Consider the following 16,890-nt stretch of genomic DNA (forward strand, 5'->3'; position numbering starts at 1 on the left):
TGATCGATCAGTTGCGCTGTGCGCAGCGCTGCCCGACGCACCGATTTCCGAATGTAACGAGTTCATCACATCCCCATGGGGAACGTTCTTACCACAGAAATTCCCCGATCCTTACTTCCAAGTAACATCCGCACCACTGATCCCAGACGTTGCCGCCGCGGGGTCGATCAGCCGACCAGGCTACACAGAATCGCCGTTCACAGTCGAGGACGGAATTCTGCGTCATCCGTTCCCGCAACCGGCCCAGACGGGTGCAGCCACCGGGGTCTTCCGACCACCGGTGGCTGCACGCGATCCGTATTCTGTTGTGCCGGATACCTAGACGTCGAGGAAGCGGACGTCCTTGGCGTTACGGGTGATGAAGCTTCGCCGGGCCTCGACGTCCTCGCCCATGAGGACGCTGAACAACTCGTCGGCTGCGGCCGCGTCGTCGAGCGTCACGAGACGCAGGACACGCACGGTCGGATCCATCGTGGTCTCCCACAGTTCCTTGGCGTTCATCTCGCCGAGACCTTTGTAGCGCTGGATGCCGTCGTCCTTGTTGATCTTCTTGCCCGACTCGAGGCCGGCCTTGACGAGGGCGTCGCGCTCGCGGTCGGAGTAGGCGAACTCCGGGTCGGCGCGCTGCCACTTGAGCTTGTACAGCGGGGGCTGCGCCAGGTACACGTGGCCGTGTTCGACGAGCGGCCGCATGAAGCGGAACAGCAGCGTGAGCAGCAGCGTTGCGATGTGCTGGCCGTCGACGTCGGCGTCGGCCATCAGCACGATCTTGTGGTACCGCAGCTTCGCGATGTCGAACTCGTCGTGGATGCCGGTGCCGAACGCGGTGATGATCGACTGGACTTCGGTGTTCTTCAGCACCCGGTCGATGCGTGCCTTCTCGACGTTGATGATCTTGCCTCGCAGCGGCAGGATCGCCTGGTACATCGAGTCACGGCCGGACTTCGCGGAGCCGCCTGCGGAGTCGCCCTCCACGATGTAGATCTCGGACTTGCTCGGGTCGTTGGACCGGCAGTCGGCGAGCTTGCCCGGCAGGCCGCCGAGGTCGGTGGCGCTCTTGCGCCGAACCAGTTCGCGGGCCTTGCGGGCGGCGACGCGGGCCTGCGCCGACGACACCGCCTTGTTCACGATGGTCTTCGCGTCGGCCGGGTTCGCCTCGAACCAGTGCGACAGGTGCTCGTTGCTCGCCTTCTGCACGAACGACCGGACCTCGGTGTTGCCGAGCTTCGTCTTCGTCTGACCCTCGAACTGCGGTTCACCTACCTTGACGGAGATGATCGCCGCTAGGCCCTCACGGATGTCGTCACCGGTGAGTTTCGGGTCCTTCTCCTTGAGGAGTTTCTTGTCGAGCGCGTACTTGTTGACCGTCGCCGTCAGAGCGGACCGGAAACCCTCTTCGTGGGTGCCGCCCTCGTGGGTGTTGATGGTGTTCGCGAACGTGTGGACCGACTCCGAGTAGCCGGAGTTCCACTGCATCGCGATCTCGAGTTCGTGGCCGGTGCCCTTCGCGGTGAACCCGACGACGGAGTTGTGGATCGGCTGCTTCGTGCGGTTGATGTGCCGCACGTAGTCCTCGAGGCCGCCCGGGTAGTGGTAGACGCGGGTCTTGACCTTGTGGACGGCCGGCGCATCGGCTTCGGCGTGCTCGTCCTCGGCGGACTTCGGGGCGTCCGCGACCTGGCTGACGACCTCTTCCGTGACCTCGGCGTCGCTCACGCGCTCGTCGGTCAGGGTGATCGTCAGGCCCTTGTTGAGGAAGGCCATCTCCTGGAGGCGGCGCGCGACCGTCTCGAAGCTGTAGACCGTGGTCTCGAAGATGTTCGGGTCGGCCCAGAACGTGACCGTGGTGCCCGTCTCCTTGGTGGCCTCGCCCTTGACGAGTTCACCCGGCTTCGAGTCGGTGTAGGTCTGGTTCCAGCGGAAGCCGTCGCGCTTGATGTCGACGTCGAGCCGGGTGGACAGCGCGTTGACGACGGAGATACCGACACCGTGCAGACCGCCGGACACGGCATACGAGTCGGAGTCGAACTTGCCGCCGGCGTGCAGCTGGGTGAGGACGACCTCGACGGTGGGGACACCGGAGGCGTGCATCCCGACGGGGATGCCTCGGCCGTCGTCGACGACCTGGACGCCACCATCTTCGAGAAGGGTGATCTCGACCTTGCTGGCGTAGCCGGCCATGGCCTCGTCGACGGAGTTGTCGACGACTTCCCAGATCAGGTGGTGGAGACCGCGTTCACCGGTGGAACCGATGTACATACCCGGTCGCTTACGGACGGCTTCGAGTCCCTCGAGGACGGTGATGGAAGAAGCGCCGTAGTCCTTGCTGGAGGTGCTTTTGTCTGACTTCTGGGCAGCCACGGGTGGGTAGCTCTCCTTCTCCGTCCAATGCCCGACGCAGGCGCCCACCGCCCTGGTCGGGCACGCGGGAGACGAGAATCGGGAATCTTGCCGCTAGTTACCTCGGCCATCTTACTGGTACGTCTGGCCCAGGAGCGGGCTATGACACCCCTGAGCGCCCCGTAGACGAATTTTCAGGGCGCCTCGGGAGTGAAAACCTAGGCTGACGCACTCTCGGACGGCCCGTCCGGGGCATTTCCCCATTGCCGGTCCTCGACGTCCAGCACGAACTCCGCGGCGAGTTGCGCAATGTCCTCGGCGTGGGAGATGGGCGACCAGTGACCGGCGTCGACCCCTCGACGGCGCAGATCGGGTGCCCATTTCTCGGTGTCCTCGTACCCGACGGGCCGTACCGCCTTGTCGTTCTCGTTCAGGATCAGCTGGACGGGGACGTCGGTGTACCGCTCACGCGGCCGCAGCAGGCTGGTCCGGATGTTCGCCCGGTACAGCTTGAGACCGTTGACCATGTCGTCCGCCAGCGTCGGCGCCGGACGCACCAGGGCCGGGTCGAGGCGGTCGAAGAACTTCAGGAACGCCGGCCAGTGCCGGGAGAACCCCAGCCGCAGCGGCAGCGTCGCCAGGCCCGGGATCTGGAACAGGACGGTGTAGCCGGACGCGACGGCCTGCGCGAGCGGCCCGCCGAACCGGCGGTCGGAGATGCGGCGGCGCATCCACTTCCCGAGGTGGTCGAGGTTCGGCCCGGAGACGGACGTGAACGACGCGATCCGCGTACGGGCGCCCGGTTCGCAGACCGCCTCCCACGCCTCCACCGACCCCCAGTCGTGCGCGAGCACGTGCACCGGCCTGCCCGGGCTGACGGCGTCGATCACCGCGAACAGGTCGCCCGCCAGGGCGGGCAGCCGGTAGTCCTCGACCCGGGTGGGCACGGTGCTCTCGCCGGCGCCGCGGCTGTCGTAGCTGACCACCCGGAACCGTTCCTTCAGGAACGGCACCACCCGGCTCCACAGTTCGTGGGTGTCGGGCCAGCCGTGAACGAGCACCATCGTCTCGCCGGCGGGGTTGCCTTCCTCGAACACGGCGAGGTCGACGGAACCGTTGGTGATCCGCCGGGCGGTACCGGACGTGGATGGAGTCATGGGTGTCCTCTGGTTCGGGTTCGGGTTCGGGAATCGGTGGATTACAGGTCGAGGACGAGGCGGCCGCCGTCGGCGCGGGACACGCAGATCAGCATCTCGTTCTCCTGCTCGGCGTCGGTGAGCCGCGTCTCGCGGTGGTCCGGGGTGCCGGACAGCACCTTGACCCTGCAGGTGCCGCAGAATCCCTGCTGGCACGAATACCCCACTCCGGGCATCGTCTTCTTGATCACCGTGAGCGCGGATTCGTCGGCGGGCACGGTGAGCACCTCACCCGTGCTGACGAGCTGCACTTCGAATTCGGTGCCGCCCCGGACCGGCGGCGCCCCGAATCGCTCGAAATGCAACGCGGTGGCGGGGCTTCCGGGAAAGGCGCGGCGCACCGACTCGAGCATCGGCGTCGGCCCGCAGCAGTAGACGGCGCCGCCGGGCGCGGCACGCTCGAGCAATTCCTCTGCGATTGGCAGTCCGAATTCGTCGTCGGGGCGGATGAAAATCCGTGACGGATCGAATGTTTCGATCTCGTCGAGGAACGGCATCGACTCGCGGGACCGGCCGGAATACACGAACTGCCAGTCCATCCCGAGATCGCGCGCGGCGCGCACCATCGCCAGGATCGGCGTGATGCCGATGCCGCCGGCGACGAAGAGCGCGCTCCCCTCGCCCACGAACGGAAATCCGTTGCGGGGTCCGCGAACCGTCACCGACGCCCCCGGCTCGAGGGCATGCATCTCGAGGGATCCGCCACCTCCGTCGGGGATCCGGCGGACGGCGATGCTGTAGCCCGTGCGGTCGGACGGATCCCCGCACAGCGAGTACTGGCGTCGCAGCCCGGACGGCAGGTGGAAGTCGAGGTGCGAACCCGGCTGCCACGCAGGAAGTTCGGCGCCGTCCTCGGCCTCGAACCGCAACTGCACGACGTTGTCGTCCAACGCGACGACGTCCCGTTGGGAGACAACCATTTTCATCGCCACATCGGGGTTGTGACCGGCGACGCCGGGGTCGTACTCGTACGCGGTGAGAACACGAAGGTACTTGGCGGCCACGGCCTCGGTGATCCGCATGGCGCGGTCGGGACGCGAGCGGCCCTTGATGTCTGGCGGCGCGTCGTACCGGGGCAGGCCCTGCCCGGTGAACACCTCCCGCACCTGGGACAGCTTCATCGCTCGGCCGCCTGAGCCGCCGGCGAGGACGCCAGGTACTTCACGGCCTGCGCCGTCGAACCCTCGTTGCTCGGGTGGTACGACCGCGTGAAGTACGTCGACATCCGCTTGCCGAGTTCGCGGGCCGTCGGGAGGGTGCCGCGCTTGCCCGCCGCGAAGAAATCGGTCAGGTGCGGCTTACGCCGGTGCGCCGACCACTGCGCGAGCTCCGGATCGTTCCGCATGAGGAATCGGGTGCCGCGTACCCACAGCCATACGATGACCGGAGTCACGATCAGCTGGGTGCGGATCCGCCGCGACTCCCGCTTGTCGAAGTACCGCATGACGTCGTACGCCACCGACCGGTGCTCGACCTCCTCGGCGCCGTGCCAGCGCAGCAGGTCGAGCATCGTCGGATGCATCCCCACCCGATCGAGGCCCTCGGCGCCCAGGACCCAGTCGCCGAGGAACGCGGTGATGTGCTCGATGGCGGCGATGACCGCCAGCCGCTCGATCAGGTAGTTCTTCTCGCGCAGACCGGTCAGCGGTCGCGGTCCGAGGATCTTGGAGAAGGTCCATTCCATCTGCTCGGTGAAGGGTGTCGGATCGAGCCCCTTCTCCTTCAGGTGCACCAGCACGCCGGTGTGCGCGTTGGCATGCATCGCTTCCTGGCCGATGAACCCGACGACGTCGTCGCGGAGCTGCTCGTCCTCGATCAGCGGCAGGGCCTCTTTGAACGTCTCGACGAACCACTCCTCGCCCGCGGGCAGGAGGAGGTGCAGGACATTGAGGACGTGCGTGCTGAACGGGTCGCCCGGGATCCAGTGCATCGGGAGGTTCGACCAGTCGAACTCCACGTTTCTGGCCTGCAACAGGATGTGGTCCGGTTCGGGGATCGCGTTCCGGGGCGCAGTCGGGGCGGACATCTCATTACTCCTTCGTGCCGGCGGCTGCGCCACGACGAAGGCTTGTGGCACAGTTCACTCGATGACTTGGAGTAACTGTAACACCGGGTAATAGACAAAACTAGGGACCGAACGCCCGCTCCGGCCTATCCGTAGGTGTCGCGGGGGCCGCGCCCCCGGATGTGCCGTTCCCCTTTTCGCCAGCTCGGCGCGGTCGGACCGGTGATCCGCAGCGACTTCACGACGCCGTCGCCGACGGCCGCGGCGATCTTCGCGAGAATCTGCGACTGCATCATCCGAAGCTGGGTCGCCCAGGCCGTCGACTCCGCGGAGACGCTGAGAATCCCGTCCCGCAGCCCGGTCGGCTCGGCGTGCGCGGCGATGTCCTCACCGACCACCTGCACCCACCGACCGAGGACCGTTCCCTCGGACACCTTGGGAGACCAGCCGCGTTGTTTCGCGAGCGCGCTGGTCAGCGCACCGAACGGCTGGGGATCGCGGTCGTCGGGCCCCGGACCGGACCAGCCTCGCCTGCGCCGGGCGCGCAACGCCCGCACACCGGTCCCGGACCGGCGGCCCTGCCCGACGGATTTTCCGCTCGCCTTCGCCGCGGCCCGCGCCTCCTCGAGGGCACGCCGGGCGAGATCGATTCCCTTCACCTCCGGTTCGGGGGTCGCCGCGGGCACGGTGGGTTCGGCATCATCCGTCACGGCGGTCCTCCGTCTCTTCCAGGATGTGTGAGATTCTTCCTCGATCGGTGTCGCGGGCCTCGACGCCGTACCGGACTGCGTCGAGTTCTTCCGGTACATCTTCCGGTACGGCGGCCGTGATCAACACCTGTTCGGCGTCCAATGCGACCTTGGCGAGGGCGCGGCGACGCTTGCGGTCGAGTTCGGCGAACACGTCGTCGAGCATGAGGACCGGATCGCTGCCTTCCGACCGCAGCAGGGCGAATCCCGCGAGCCGCAGCGACAGCGCGAACGACCACGACTCGCCGTGACTCGCGAATCCCTTCGCCGGGGTGTCGCCGAGTTGCAGTTCCAGATCGTCACGATGCGGTCCGACGAGGCACACACCCCGCTCGATCTCCTTCGAGCGCATCACGGACAACTCCTGGAGAAACCGCTCCTCGAGGAACGCGATGTCGCCGGACTCGGGCGCTCGCGCCGGTTCGGTGAACTCCGGCGGCAGCGAGGACCCCAGACTCGAGCGGTAGCGGATGCTCGCGGGCCTCGACTCGGGTGCCAGCGACTGGTACGACTCGGCCAGGTGCGGCGCGAGGTCGTGGACGAGATGCAGCCGCCCGGCGAGCAGCTGGGCGCCGTGCGCAGCGAGGTGTCCGTCCCAGACCTCCAGTGTGGCAAGGGCACTCGCACCGTCCTCGCCCGGCTGACCGCTGCCCCGCGAAGACCGCCGCAACGCGCCGCCCGCGGTCTTGAGCAACGCCGACCGCTGGCGCAGCACCCGTTCGTAATCGGCGCGCACCGCCGCCATCCTGGGGATCCGGGACGTGAGGAGTTCGTCGAGGTACCGGCGTCGCTCCCCCGGATCTCCGCGGACCAGCGACAGATCCTCCGGCGCGAACAGCACCGTCTGCAGAATCCCGAGAATCTCCCGCGGCCGCCGGGTTGGCGACTGGTTGATCCGCGCGCGGTTCGACTTGCCCTCGTTCAACTCGAGATCGACGGTCAGTTCCCGGCCAGTGTTGACGACGGTGGCCCCCGCGAATGCCTGAGCGGTACCCGTCCTGATCAGCGGTGCGTCGGAGCTGACCCGATGCGACGAGAGCGTCGACAGGTAGCCGAGCGCCTCGAGCACATTCGTCTTGCCGTGCCCGTTGGGTCCGACGAAGACGGTGCAGCCCGGACGCAGGTTCAGACCGAGGGCGTCCCAGGAACGGAAATCTCTGAGCGAGAGTGCGCGAACGAACACCTACGTTCCAGAACCGGCTTCTGCCTCGCCTGCCGCCTTCTTCACGGCGTGACCACCGAACTGGTTGCGCAGCGCGGAGACGGCCTTCATCGCGGGGGAATCGTCCTGACGGGACGCGAACCGCGCGAACAGCGCGGCCGAGATCACCGGCGCGGGCACGGCGTGGTCGATCGCCTCCAGCACGGTCCAGCGGCCCTCACCGGAATCGTCTGTGTAACCGGAGATCTCGGCGAAATCGGGATCCTCACCCAGTGCCTTGACGAGCAGTTCCAGCAGCCACGACCGGACGACGGTGCCGTTGGTCCACGCGCGCAGCACACCGTGGACGTCGGTGACGAGGTCTTCGGCCTCGAGCAGTTCGTAGCCCTCGGCGTACGCCTGCATCAGCCCGTACTCGATGCCGTTGTGGATCATCTTCGCGTAGTGGCCGGCGCCGATCGGGCCTGCGTGAACGAACCCGTCCGCACGCTCACCCTCCGGGCGCAGTGCGTCGAAGATCGGCAGCGCCCGCTCGACGTCCGCGGCCGACCCGCCGACCATCAGCCCGTAGCCGTTCTCGAGTCCCCAGACCCCGCCGGACACACCGCAGTCGAGGTAGCCGATGCCGTGGGATCCGAGCAGCTCACCGTGAATCTTGTCGTCGGTGTATCTCGAGTTGCCGCCGTCGATCACCAGGTCGCCACTCTCGAGCACCGACGCCAGCCCGGTCACCGTGTCCTGGGTGATCTTTCCTGCCGGAACCATCACCCACACGACGCGCGGAGACTCGAGTCGCTGGGCGAGTTCCGCCAGTGACGCCACATCCGTGACCTCGGGGCGGGGGTCGTAGCCGACCACCTCGTGCCCGTGCGCGCGCAACCGCTCGCGCATGTTGAATCCCATTTTTCCGAGCCCGACCAACCCGATCTGCATCGTGATCTCCGTCCACTCGTGAGATTTCTTACGGCAGTACTGGTTTCGCTTCCGCGAATCGTCAGCCCGGCAGACGCACCGGCATCAGCAGGTACGTGTACGCGCTCTCCGGTGCCGCGAAATTGCCGGAATCGTCGGGCTCGATCTCTTCCTCGGTGGCCGGACGCAGCACCGCGGGGCGGCTGGGGGTCGTGAAGCCGAACAGCACCTGCTCGCTGTGCAGCGAGGACAACCCGTCGATCAGGTAGCCGGGGTTGAAGGCAATGGTGAGCGGCTCGCCCTGGAACACCGCGTTCAAGCCTTCCTCGGCCCGACCGGCGTCGTCGCCGCCGGCGGAGAGCAGCAGCCCCTCGGTGGAGAACTGCAGGCGGACCTGCGCACCACGCTCGGCGACGAGCGCCACACGCTTGATGGCCTCGACGAGCGGAGCGATCTCCACGGTGGCCAGTGCAGTGTGCTCGGACGGCAGCAGCTGCCGGAACTTCGGGAACTCGGCGTCCAGCAGTCGGGTGGTGGTGCGACGGCCTTCGTTGACGATGCCGAGGAGGCCGTCGTTTCCGACCGCGGAGCCCGAGCCGAGAGCCAGCTCGACCGGTGAAGTGGCATCTCCCGCAAGCGTTTTCGCCGACTCGGAGAGGGTCTTGGCCGGGATGAGGACGGCCGCGGCGGTGTCGGGGTTCGCCGGCGACCACTCGAGTTCACGAACCGCGAGACGGAACCGGTCGGTGGCCGCGAGCACGATCGCGTTGCGTTCGATCTCGACCCGGATGCCGGTGAGCATCGGCAGGGTGTCGTCCTTGCCCGCCGCGACAGCCACCTGACTGATCGCCTCGGAGAACAGGTCCGCGGGAATCGAGCCGGTCTGCTGCGGCAACTGCGGAAGCTGGGGGTAGTCCTCGACCGGCATGGTGGGCAGGGAGAACTTGGCGCTACCGCAGGTGATCAGCACACGAGTGCCCTCGAGCGTCACGTCGACGGGCTTGTTGGGAAGCGACTTCGTGATGTCGGCGAGAAGCTTGCCCGAGACCAGGACCTGACCGGCGCTACCGACCTCGGCCCCGACCCTGACCTGGGCCGACACCTCGTAGTCGAATCCGGAAACCGTCAACCCTTGCTCGGTCGCGTCCAGGAGAACTCCGCCGAGGACGGGCACGGGAGGCCGCGACGGCAGACTGCGAGCGACCCATGCCACTGAATCAGCGAATTCTTCCCGGGAGACACGAAACTTCAGGCTTCCAAGCTCCATCGCCGGGTTGTTCCTCTCGGTAGGCACGGTTGTTCGCCACGGTCGGGCCGTGACCACAGCACTGCAGTCTTTCACAGAGCGGCGATGCATAACCGTATGCCCTCGAGGACGAACTTGAAAGCGGAACGCCTCCGTCCTCGAGTCTCCGACGGAGGCCTGTGAACGGACGCGATCCCCAACCCTGTTTTCAAAGAGTTTTTTATAAGAATTAATGAGAAGTACTATTAGGTCCTGTGGAATCTGTGGACGAACAGCTGTAGACGCTGGTCCCTCCGCGTACTTGTATGGGGAATTCTCGAGGACAAACTCGAGGACCGATCCGGCACCCGTGTGGACTACTCGAGGTTGTTCAAAGTTCTGCACGTTCTGTCCACAGAGATTCCACCTCATCCCCACATTTATCCACAGGTGTGCATGCTTTATCCCAGGTCCCGGCGTCGGCGTGTTGCCCCGGTGTGTCGCGCCGGCGGGGGTTTGCGCGAGCCTCGAGTAGACCCTCGAGCGGTGCCTCGAGGACCCGCTCGAGCCCACCCTCGAGGACCCGCTCGAGGAGCCCCTCGAGTTGCTTGCGGCGGCGGAGTCGGACCATCACGCCCGCAAAACGACCTGTGCCCCCGGTAGGCGAGCTACCAGGGGCACAGGAGAGGCAGAGGCGGGTGACTACCTCTTGGAACGCTGCTTGATCCGGGCGGTGAGCTCCTGGACCTGGTCGTAGACCTTCCGCCGCTCCGTCATCTCCTTGCGAATCTTCTTGTCCGCGTACATGACGGTGGTGTGGTCGCGGCCGAACGTCTGCCCGATCTTCGGAAGGGACAGATCGGTCAGCTCCCGGCACAGGTACATGGAGATCTGGCGGGCGGACGCCAGCGGACGCGCCTTGCCGGGCCCGCACAGGTCGTCGATCGACATGTTGAAGTACTCCGCGGTGACCGCCATGATCGTCGCCGCATTGATCTCGAGACTCGACGAGTCCGGCATCAGGTCACGCAGCACCACCTCGGCGAGCGTGAGGTCCAGAGGTTGCCTGTTCAGGGACGCGAACGCCGTCACCCGGATGAGGGCACCCTCGAGTTCCCGGATGTTGCGTTCGATCCGGGAGGCGATCAACTCGAGGACGTCGTCGGGCACCTCGAGCCGGTCCATTCGGGCCTTCTTGCTGAGGATGGCGATACGGGTTTCGAGTTCGGGGGGCTGAACGTCGGTGATCAGGCCCCATTCGAAGCGGGTGCGCAGGCGTTCCTCGAGTGTCGCCAGCTGCTTCGGCGGCCGGTCGGAGGAGACGACGATCTGCTTGTTCGCGTTGTGCAGGGTGTTGAAGGTGTGGAAGAACTCCTCCTGGATACCTTCCTTGCCCTCGATGAACTGGATGTCGTCCACCAGCAGCACGTCGGTCTCGCGGTAGCGGCGTTTGAACGCCACCTTGCGGTCGTCGCGGAGGCTGTTGATGAAGTCGTTGGTGAATTCCTCGGTGGAGACGTATTTGACGCGCATCCCCGGGAACAGCCGCTGGGCGTAGTGGCCGGCGGCGTGCAACAGGTGCGTCTTGCCGAGGCCGGACGCTCCCCAGATGAACAACGGGTTGTACGCGCGCGCCGGTGCCTCGGCGATGGCGACCGCCGCGGCGTGGGCGAACCGGTTGGACGAGCCGATCACGAACGTGTCGAACGTGTACTTCGCGTTGAGGCTGTTCCCACCCGTCGCCGCAGGTGCCGGGCCCGCGGGCGGCTTCGTGAAATACGACGGCCAGGATTCGTGGACGCTGGCGAGGGCCTCGGTGTCGTCGTCCACCTCCTCGAAGTCCGTGGTGTCCGAGTAGGGCTGGTCTTCTCCGGAGCCGAAGCGGCGCCTGCGGAACGTGCCGGAACTGGTGACGGAAGGCTCGAGATGGCGAGGGGTGTGGACCGGTTCCGGGTCCGGCCTGCGCTCCCGGCTCGGGGCCTCGGATTCGGGTTCGTCGTCGACCGGGGCGGCGATGCGCACACCGAGACCCTCGACCTGCTCACCGAGATGCCGGCCGAGCGCGTGGAGGATCGGCTCACGCAGATCCCGTTCGATCGCTTCCTGCGCGAAGGGCGACGGAACGGACAGGAGCGCGAAGCCCTGTGCGAGTGTCAGCGGTTTGACGAGCGCCAACCACGCCTTCTGTCCCCTCGTCAACGGCGGCAGATCGCCGCCGGGCGAATCGGATGTGAGGTCGGCGACGACGTCGATCCAGATCCGTGCGAGCGCATTCGGATCGTCGTTCACGTGGTTCCTCCCCAGTGTGTTCGCGGACTCGGCGGGTGCGGTGCCGAGTCCAGTGTCGGTGCCGTCGTCGAGGCGGAAATGGGAGCTTCCCCGACCTGAGGATGGACCCCGTACGGACCTACGAATATGCCATCTGAACTGTGTTTCCACACAATTATCCACAGATGTGGACAAACCGCAGACGCCTGCTGTCGCGGCGTCGTGTGACGGTGAGGAGTCCAGATTGAGCGCGCTGACCTGCGCATATGCATGCGAAACCTGGATGAGCGGGTGTGGGGACCCGAGAAGTGAAGGGTGTCAGGAACCCTCGTGATGATCCGAAGCGGGACACCATCTGTGCCCTGTGGATGAATTGTGGTGAATGTGCAGATGAGAACGCTGAAGTCGAGAGCTGGGCACTCGATCAGGGTTCATCGGCGAGACCATGCATAGACGCTAGCAACAGTGTCGGCAACCTCACAGCGGTTTGGCACATTGGAAGTTGGGGTGCAAGCATTTGTCGATCCTCGGCGTGTCGGTCAGCCGATTCGCGGGGGAATCGCAGGTGAGCGAGTTTGACCTGACCGGGAGTGGTAAGTACTCTCGAACAGTCACCCTGTGGTGAGGTGGCGGTTTCGTGCTGGCTTGAGTCCAGTTTCGAAGTCGTTTCATCCCCACCCTGTGGATGAACACCTGAGTTTTCGCCAATGTTAGATCCATGACGCCGGGAGGCGTCGATGAACTTCGAGGAGTGTTGACCGTGGCCAAGGGCAAGCGGACGTTCCAGCCGAACAACCGACGCCGCGCGCGCGTTCACGGCTTCCGTCTTCGTATGCGGACCCGTGCGGGTCGTGCAATCGTTTCGGCGCGTCGCCGTAAGGGCCGCGAATCCCTCACCGCCTGATCCCGACACTGGGTTCGGGAGCTCGGGGTGTTGCCTGAGCCGCACCGATTGCGTCGTCATTCAGATTTTTCGTTGACTGTGCGACGTGGTCGTCGGATGGGAAGACGCGACCTGGTTGTGCATGCTTTCGACCGTGTGCAGGCAGATGAGCTGGTGAGTAGCGGCGGTCCGCGATTCGGACTGGTTGTGAGTAAGGCTGTCGGGCCGGCGGTGATTCGACATCGAGTCGCACGCCGGCTTCGTCATATCTGCATCGACCTCGTGGACGTGGTTCCACGGGGAACCGATGTGGTGATTCGCGCTCTTCCGGGAGCTGCGACTGCAAGTAGCCGGGACCTGGAGAAGCAACTTCGTGCAGGTCTCCTTCGATTGGACCTTCTTGCGCCMGTGAGTAACTCCACATGAAACGCGCACTCCACGAGTCGCGCACCGACACGGCCGAGGGCAGCTCCTCGGCCTCTTCCGCGTGGAAGTCGGTCCGTGCGTTACCGGCGCGCACTCTCATTTTCTTCATCGAGCTCTACCGGACGTATGTGTCGCCCTTGAGGTTGCCGACCTGCCGGTTCATGCCGACCTGTAGCGAGTACGCGGTGGAATCCCTGCGTACCCACGGGGCGATCAAAGGCCTTCTTTTGACGGTGGTTCGGTTGGCGAAGTGTGCCCCCTGGCACCCTGGAGGGTGGGACCCGGTCCCTGCCCGTCACGACCGTCATGCGGGTAGCCGTCGTTGCTGTCCGGCGAACGTGGACGAACAGAGGAGTACATAGAGCCGTGCTCGACTTCATTTACTATCCGGTGTCCGGGATCCTGTGGGTCTGGCACAAGGTTTTCGGTGCCATTCCCTTCCTGGGTCCGGACAGCGGCATCACGTGGGCGCTCTCCGTGGTGTTCCTCGTGTTCACGCTGCGTGCCGTGCTGTACAAGCCGTTCGTCAAGCAGGTCCGCACGACGCGCCAGATGCAGGAACTTCAGCCGCAGATCAAGGCTCTGCAGAAGAAGTATTCGGGTGACCGCCAGCGTCAGGCCACCGAGATGCAGAAGCTCCAGAAGGAGCACGGGTTCAACCCGATCATGGGCTGCCTCCCGGTTCTCGCGCAGGCGCCGGTCTTCATCGGCCTGTTTCACGTGCTTCGCTCGTTCAACCGCACCGGCACCGGTATCGGTCAGCTCGGCATGTCGGTCGAGGCCAACGCGAACACACCGAACTACTTCTTCAGCGTCGAGGACGTGCAGTCCTTCCTGAGTGCCCGCCTGTTCGGTGCCCCCATCTCGGCCTGGATCACCATGCCGAAGGCTCAGCTCGACGCGTTCGCCGCATACGGTCCCATCCCCACGGTGCTGAACATCGCCGTCGTCGCGGTTCCGCTGATGATCATCGCCAGCATCGCAACGCACTTCAACTCGCGTGCCTCCGTCGGGCGCCAGAGCCCCGAGGCGGCCGCGAACCCGCAGTCGGCGATCATGAACAAGCTCGCGCTGTGGGTCTTCCCGCTCGGTGTGCTCGTCGGTGGCCCGTTCCTCCCCATCGCGATCCTCCTGTACTGGGTGAGTAACAACATTTGGACGTACGGGCAGCAGCACATCGTCTTCCGCAAAATCGACGAGGAAGAGGAAGAGAAGAAGCAGGCTGCCATCGCACGCCGGGCGGACAACGCTCCGAAGCCCGGCGCACGGCCCGATCTCACCAAGAAAAAGAAGAAGGCCGCGACCGAAACGGACGGTTCCGACGCCGACAACGAAACGGAGATCGTCGAGGGCATCGTCGAAGGCGACATCTCCGATCAGCCGAATGGTGACGGTTCGGCGTCGAAGCCGAAGCCCGGTGCCCGCCCCCAGTCCAACCGCGGAAAGTCCCCCAAGCGCAAGCGGCGCTGATTCAGAAAAGAGAACGAGCATGGCTAGTGAGCCTGACATCGCAGTGGACGGAGATGAGACAGACGTGACTGCACCGACGCAGAACCCGGACACCGAGGTGGATTCCGATTCTGACGACTACCTGATCGAGGAAGGGGAAATCGCCGGCGACTACCTGGAGCAGCTGCTCGACGTACTCGACTTCGACGGCGACATCGACCTGGACGTCGAGGGTGACCGCGCTGTTGTCAGCATCGACGGTGGAGACGATCTCACCAAGTTGGTCGGGCGCAAGGGTGAGGTGCTGGACGCACTTCAGGAACTGACTCGCCTCGCCGTGCAGCAGGCGACGGGCGAACGCAGTCGACTTATGCTGGACATCGCCGGATGGCGTGCCGGCCGTCGCGCCGAACTCACCGAGCTGGGTTCCTCGGCGGCACGTCGCGTACTCGAGAGCGGTGAACGCGAGGAGCTCGCTCCGATGACGCCGTTCGAGCGCAAGATCGTTCACGACGCAGTCGCGAAGGTCGACGGCGTCTCGAGTGAGAGCGAAGGCGCCGAGCCGTCACGTCGCGTGGTCGTCATCAAGGACTGATCCACCCACGCACCAAGGCGGGGCTCCCGGATTCACTTCCGGGAGCCCCGCCTTTTTGGTCCCACCCCGTCACTTTGGGTGCGTTTCGTTTCACGTGAAACACAGACCCCTCCCCTCCCCCACCGAGGGGTCCGTGCCCGGCCTCCATCGCGCAGCAGAATTCAGACGCGGCGGAACCCGAGAACTGAACGCAGTGTGGCAGTGAAGAACGCCGACAGTGCAGCGGGCGCAGTGGGCGGCACACGACGAGGTATCGGATCTCGAGTAAGTTCCGGTGCCCGCTGATCCCGACTCGAGTCGGCCAGGAGGGGCGCCGGGATGTTGTCCGTGGAAGGTCGGGCAGAGGCTGCGTACCGGCGGATCGAAGTCACCGACGACTTTCCCGCGGGGGCGCCCCCAACCACAACCGCCAACCGAGAAGGGCAATCTTCAGTCGCCGAAGAGGGGGTCGGTATTCGGGTTCCGGTAGTGGGATAGGTCGACCAGGCGCGACACCTCAATGCAACCGTCGTGAACAACAGTCGGCGTCACTCTGACAGGCACGGATCGCGAGCCCGATCGCCAGGTGGATCTTGCCGGTGCCCCCGAAGTCGAGCGGCCCCGGTAAGTGCTCGAGTCCCGCTCGAGACGATGGGCGCCGACGATGGGAACTCCTCGAAATGAATTGCGGTCCCGGACGTCGCACCGGCGATGAGTTTCGACGCGTTCCGAAGTCCACACCTTCCAAGGGGCCGAACCGGGGCCCGTCGACTGGATGGAGTGACAGATGAGCGAGGACGAACAACAGATCCGGAATCTGATCGAAAGTTGGGCCGAGGCTGTGCACGGTGGTGATATGGCTGGGGTTCTCAGGGACCACACCGACGACATCGTGATGTTCGACGTGCCACCACCCTACGAGGGCGCTCGCGGAATCGATGAGTATCGCGAGACATGGCCGTCATTCTTCGAATGGCAGTCGAGAGGTGCCAGGTTCGAGTTGGTGTCATTGGATGTGACTGCGGGCGAGGATGTCGCATTCGCCCGCGCGCTCCTCCGGTGCGGAACGGAAGCGGAGCTCGCCGACAATCCGGAGAACCGTCTTCGGCTCACCGTCGGGTTGCGGAAGGAAGACGGTCGTTGGCTCGTCGCTCACGAGCATCATTCCTTTCCGGACACCAGTGTCTGACGGGCGATCGATGTGGGTCGGCGACAGTCATTCTTTGGGGCCTTTTCGGGCGAATTTAGGTTGTAGTTTCACCCACCCAACCACACCCGGGAGTTTCGTCACTGTGATGATTACGAAATCGGAATCGTAGGTGTGAAAGCGAAATTTCGATAGAAGGGCGCGCCCGGCTCGAGTAACGTTCGCGAGACGGTTGGCACCGATCCCACAGAGTGTGTTCCACGTGAAACACCACCCCGATGTTCCCCGTGAAACTGCTCGCGACTCGACCGGCGCGGTGAACTCTGCTCGTCGAGGTGACACGGGTCCGGCCGGGTAGGAACGAGAATCAGTGCCATCGAGGGCGCGGCGACGTGACCTTGCCGCGACACCGCGCTCGCCGCTGCGGTTCCACGTGAAACATCCCGCGGGCGACCCCGATGCGGTGTGGCGCCATCAACGGCCGAAGGCAGCGCGCCGTTGGGAGGATGCGCACCGAGTGTCATGGCTCCCGCGGCTAGACTCATCCGTCCCGT

Annotated in this window: 14 protein-coding genes and 1 pseudogene; 6 read left to right on the top strand and 9 right to left on the bottom strand. The window is 65.3% G+C overall.

The window, feature by feature from the left end; genetic code table 11:
• Positions 1–318 precede the first annotated feature (318 nt).
• The 9 genes and pseudogenes from gyrB to dnaA form a co-directional block, all read right to left on the bottom strand.
• A complete protein-coding gene (gene gyrB / locus AC1DWT_RS08995) occupies positions 319–2,361 on the bottom strand; it encodes a DNA topoisomerase (ATP-hydrolyzing) subunit B (RefSeq protein ID WP_072942754.1) in 2,043 nt (680 codons plus the stop codon).
• Positions 2,362–2,558: 197 nt separating this feature from the next.
• Positions 2,559–3,497, bottom strand: coding sequence for an alpha/beta fold hydrolase (locus AC1DWT_RS09000; RefSeq protein ID WP_206014155.1), 939 nt, complete (start codon positions 3,495–3,497; stop codon positions 2,559–2,561).
• A gap of 41 nt (positions 3,498–3,538) precedes the next feature.
• Positions 3,539–4,657: a PDR/VanB family oxidoreductase gene (locus AC1DWT_RS09005; protein WP_206014154.1), complete on the bottom strand. Its 1,119-nt coding sequence runs from the start codon at positions 4,655–4,657 to the stop codon at positions 3,539–3,541.
• The gene (locus AC1DWT_RS09010; RefSeq protein WP_072942749.1) at positions 4,654–5,562 is read right to left on the bottom strand and encodes a metal-dependent hydrolase; all 909 of its coding nucleotides are present in this window, start codon (positions 5,560–5,562) and stop codon (positions 4,654–4,656) included. The genes AC1DWT_RS09005 and AC1DWT_RS09010 overlap by 4 nt, the downstream gene beginning before the upstream one ends.
• Before the next feature lie 125 nt (positions 5,563–5,687).
• Entirely contained in the window at positions 5,688–6,251 is a 564-nt protein-coding gene (locus AC1DWT_RS09015) for a DUF721 family protein (protein WP_072942747.1), read from the bottom strand.
• Positions 6,241–7,473: a DNA replication/repair protein RecF gene (gene recF, locus AC1DWT_RS09020; protein WP_095865460.1), complete on the bottom strand. Its 1,233-nt coding sequence runs from the start codon at positions 7,471–7,473 to the stop codon at positions 6,241–6,243. Before recF ends, AC1DWT_RS09015 begins: the two co-directional genes overlap by 11 nt.
• Positions 7,474–8,406, bottom strand: a pseudogene (gene gnd, locus AC1DWT_RS09025) (phosphogluconate dehydrogenase (NAD(+)-dependent, decarboxylating)); the annotation flags it as partial.
• A gap of 40 nt (positions 8,407–8,446) precedes the next feature.
• Positions 8,447–9,631 carry a DNA polymerase III subunit beta gene (dnaN, locus tag AC1DWT_RS09030; RefSeq protein WP_072942744.1) on the bottom strand — a complete coding sequence of 395 codons (1,185 nt, stop codon included), beginning with the start codon at positions 9,629–9,631 and terminating at the stop codon, positions 8,447–8,449.
• A gap of 660 nt (positions 9,632–10,291) precedes the next feature.
• Positions 10,292–11,878: a chromosomal replication initiator protein DnaA gene (gene dnaA / locus AC1DWT_RS09035; RefSeq protein WP_072942742.1), complete on the bottom strand. Its 1,587-nt coding sequence runs from the start codon at positions 11,876–11,878 to the stop codon at positions 10,292–10,294.
• Between the two features lie 739 nt (positions 11,879–12,617).
• Between dnaA and rpmH the strand changes: the two genes are divergently transcribed.
• The 6 genes from rpmH to AC1DWT_RS09065 all read left to right on the top strand — a co-directional run bounded on the left by rpmH (position 12,618) and on the right by AC1DWT_RS09065 (position 16,378).
• Complete coding sequence (gene rpmH, locus AC1DWT_RS09040; protein ID WP_005263481.1) at positions 12,618–12,761, top strand: 50S ribosomal protein L34; 144 nt, start codon at positions 12,618–12,620, stop codon at positions 12,759–12,761.
• A 27-nt stretch (positions 12,762–12,788) separates the two neighbouring features.
• On the top strand, positions 12,789–13,166 hold the full coding sequence (gene rnpA / locus AC1DWT_RS09045) for a ribonuclease P protein component (protein WP_072942740.1): 378 nt from the start codon (positions 12,789–12,791) through the stop codon (positions 13,164–13,166).
• Positions 13,163–13,528: a membrane protein insertion efficiency factor YidD gene (yidD, locus tag AC1DWT_RS09050; RefSeq protein WP_072942738.1), complete on the top strand. Its 366-nt coding sequence runs from the start codon at positions 13,163–13,165 to the stop codon at positions 13,526–13,528. Before rnpA ends, yidD begins: the two co-directional genes overlap by 4 nt.
• A gap of 4 nt (positions 13,529–13,532) precedes the next feature.
• Complete coding sequence (yidC, locus tag AC1DWT_RS09055) at positions 13,533–14,636, top strand: membrane protein insertase YidC (protein ID WP_206014153.1); 1,104 nt, start codon at positions 13,533–13,535, stop codon at positions 14,634–14,636.
• A 19-nt stretch (positions 14,637–14,655) separates the two neighbouring features.
• Positions 14,656–15,210, top strand: a complete 555-nt coding sequence (locus AC1DWT_RS09060; protein ID WP_037234922.1) for a Jag family protein — start codon at positions 14,656–14,658, stop codon at positions 15,208–15,210.
• Between the two features lie 766 nt (positions 15,211–15,976).
• Positions 15,977–16,378 (top strand): YybH family protein, encoded by a 402-nt coding sequence (locus AC1DWT_RS09065; RefSeq protein WP_206014152.1) that lies wholly within the window; start codon positions 15,977–15,979, stop codon positions 16,376–16,378.
• Positions 16,379–16,890 lie beyond the last annotated feature (512 nt).

The sequence above is a fragment of the Rhodococcus sp. P4_B6 genome (genome assembly GCF_056402215.1).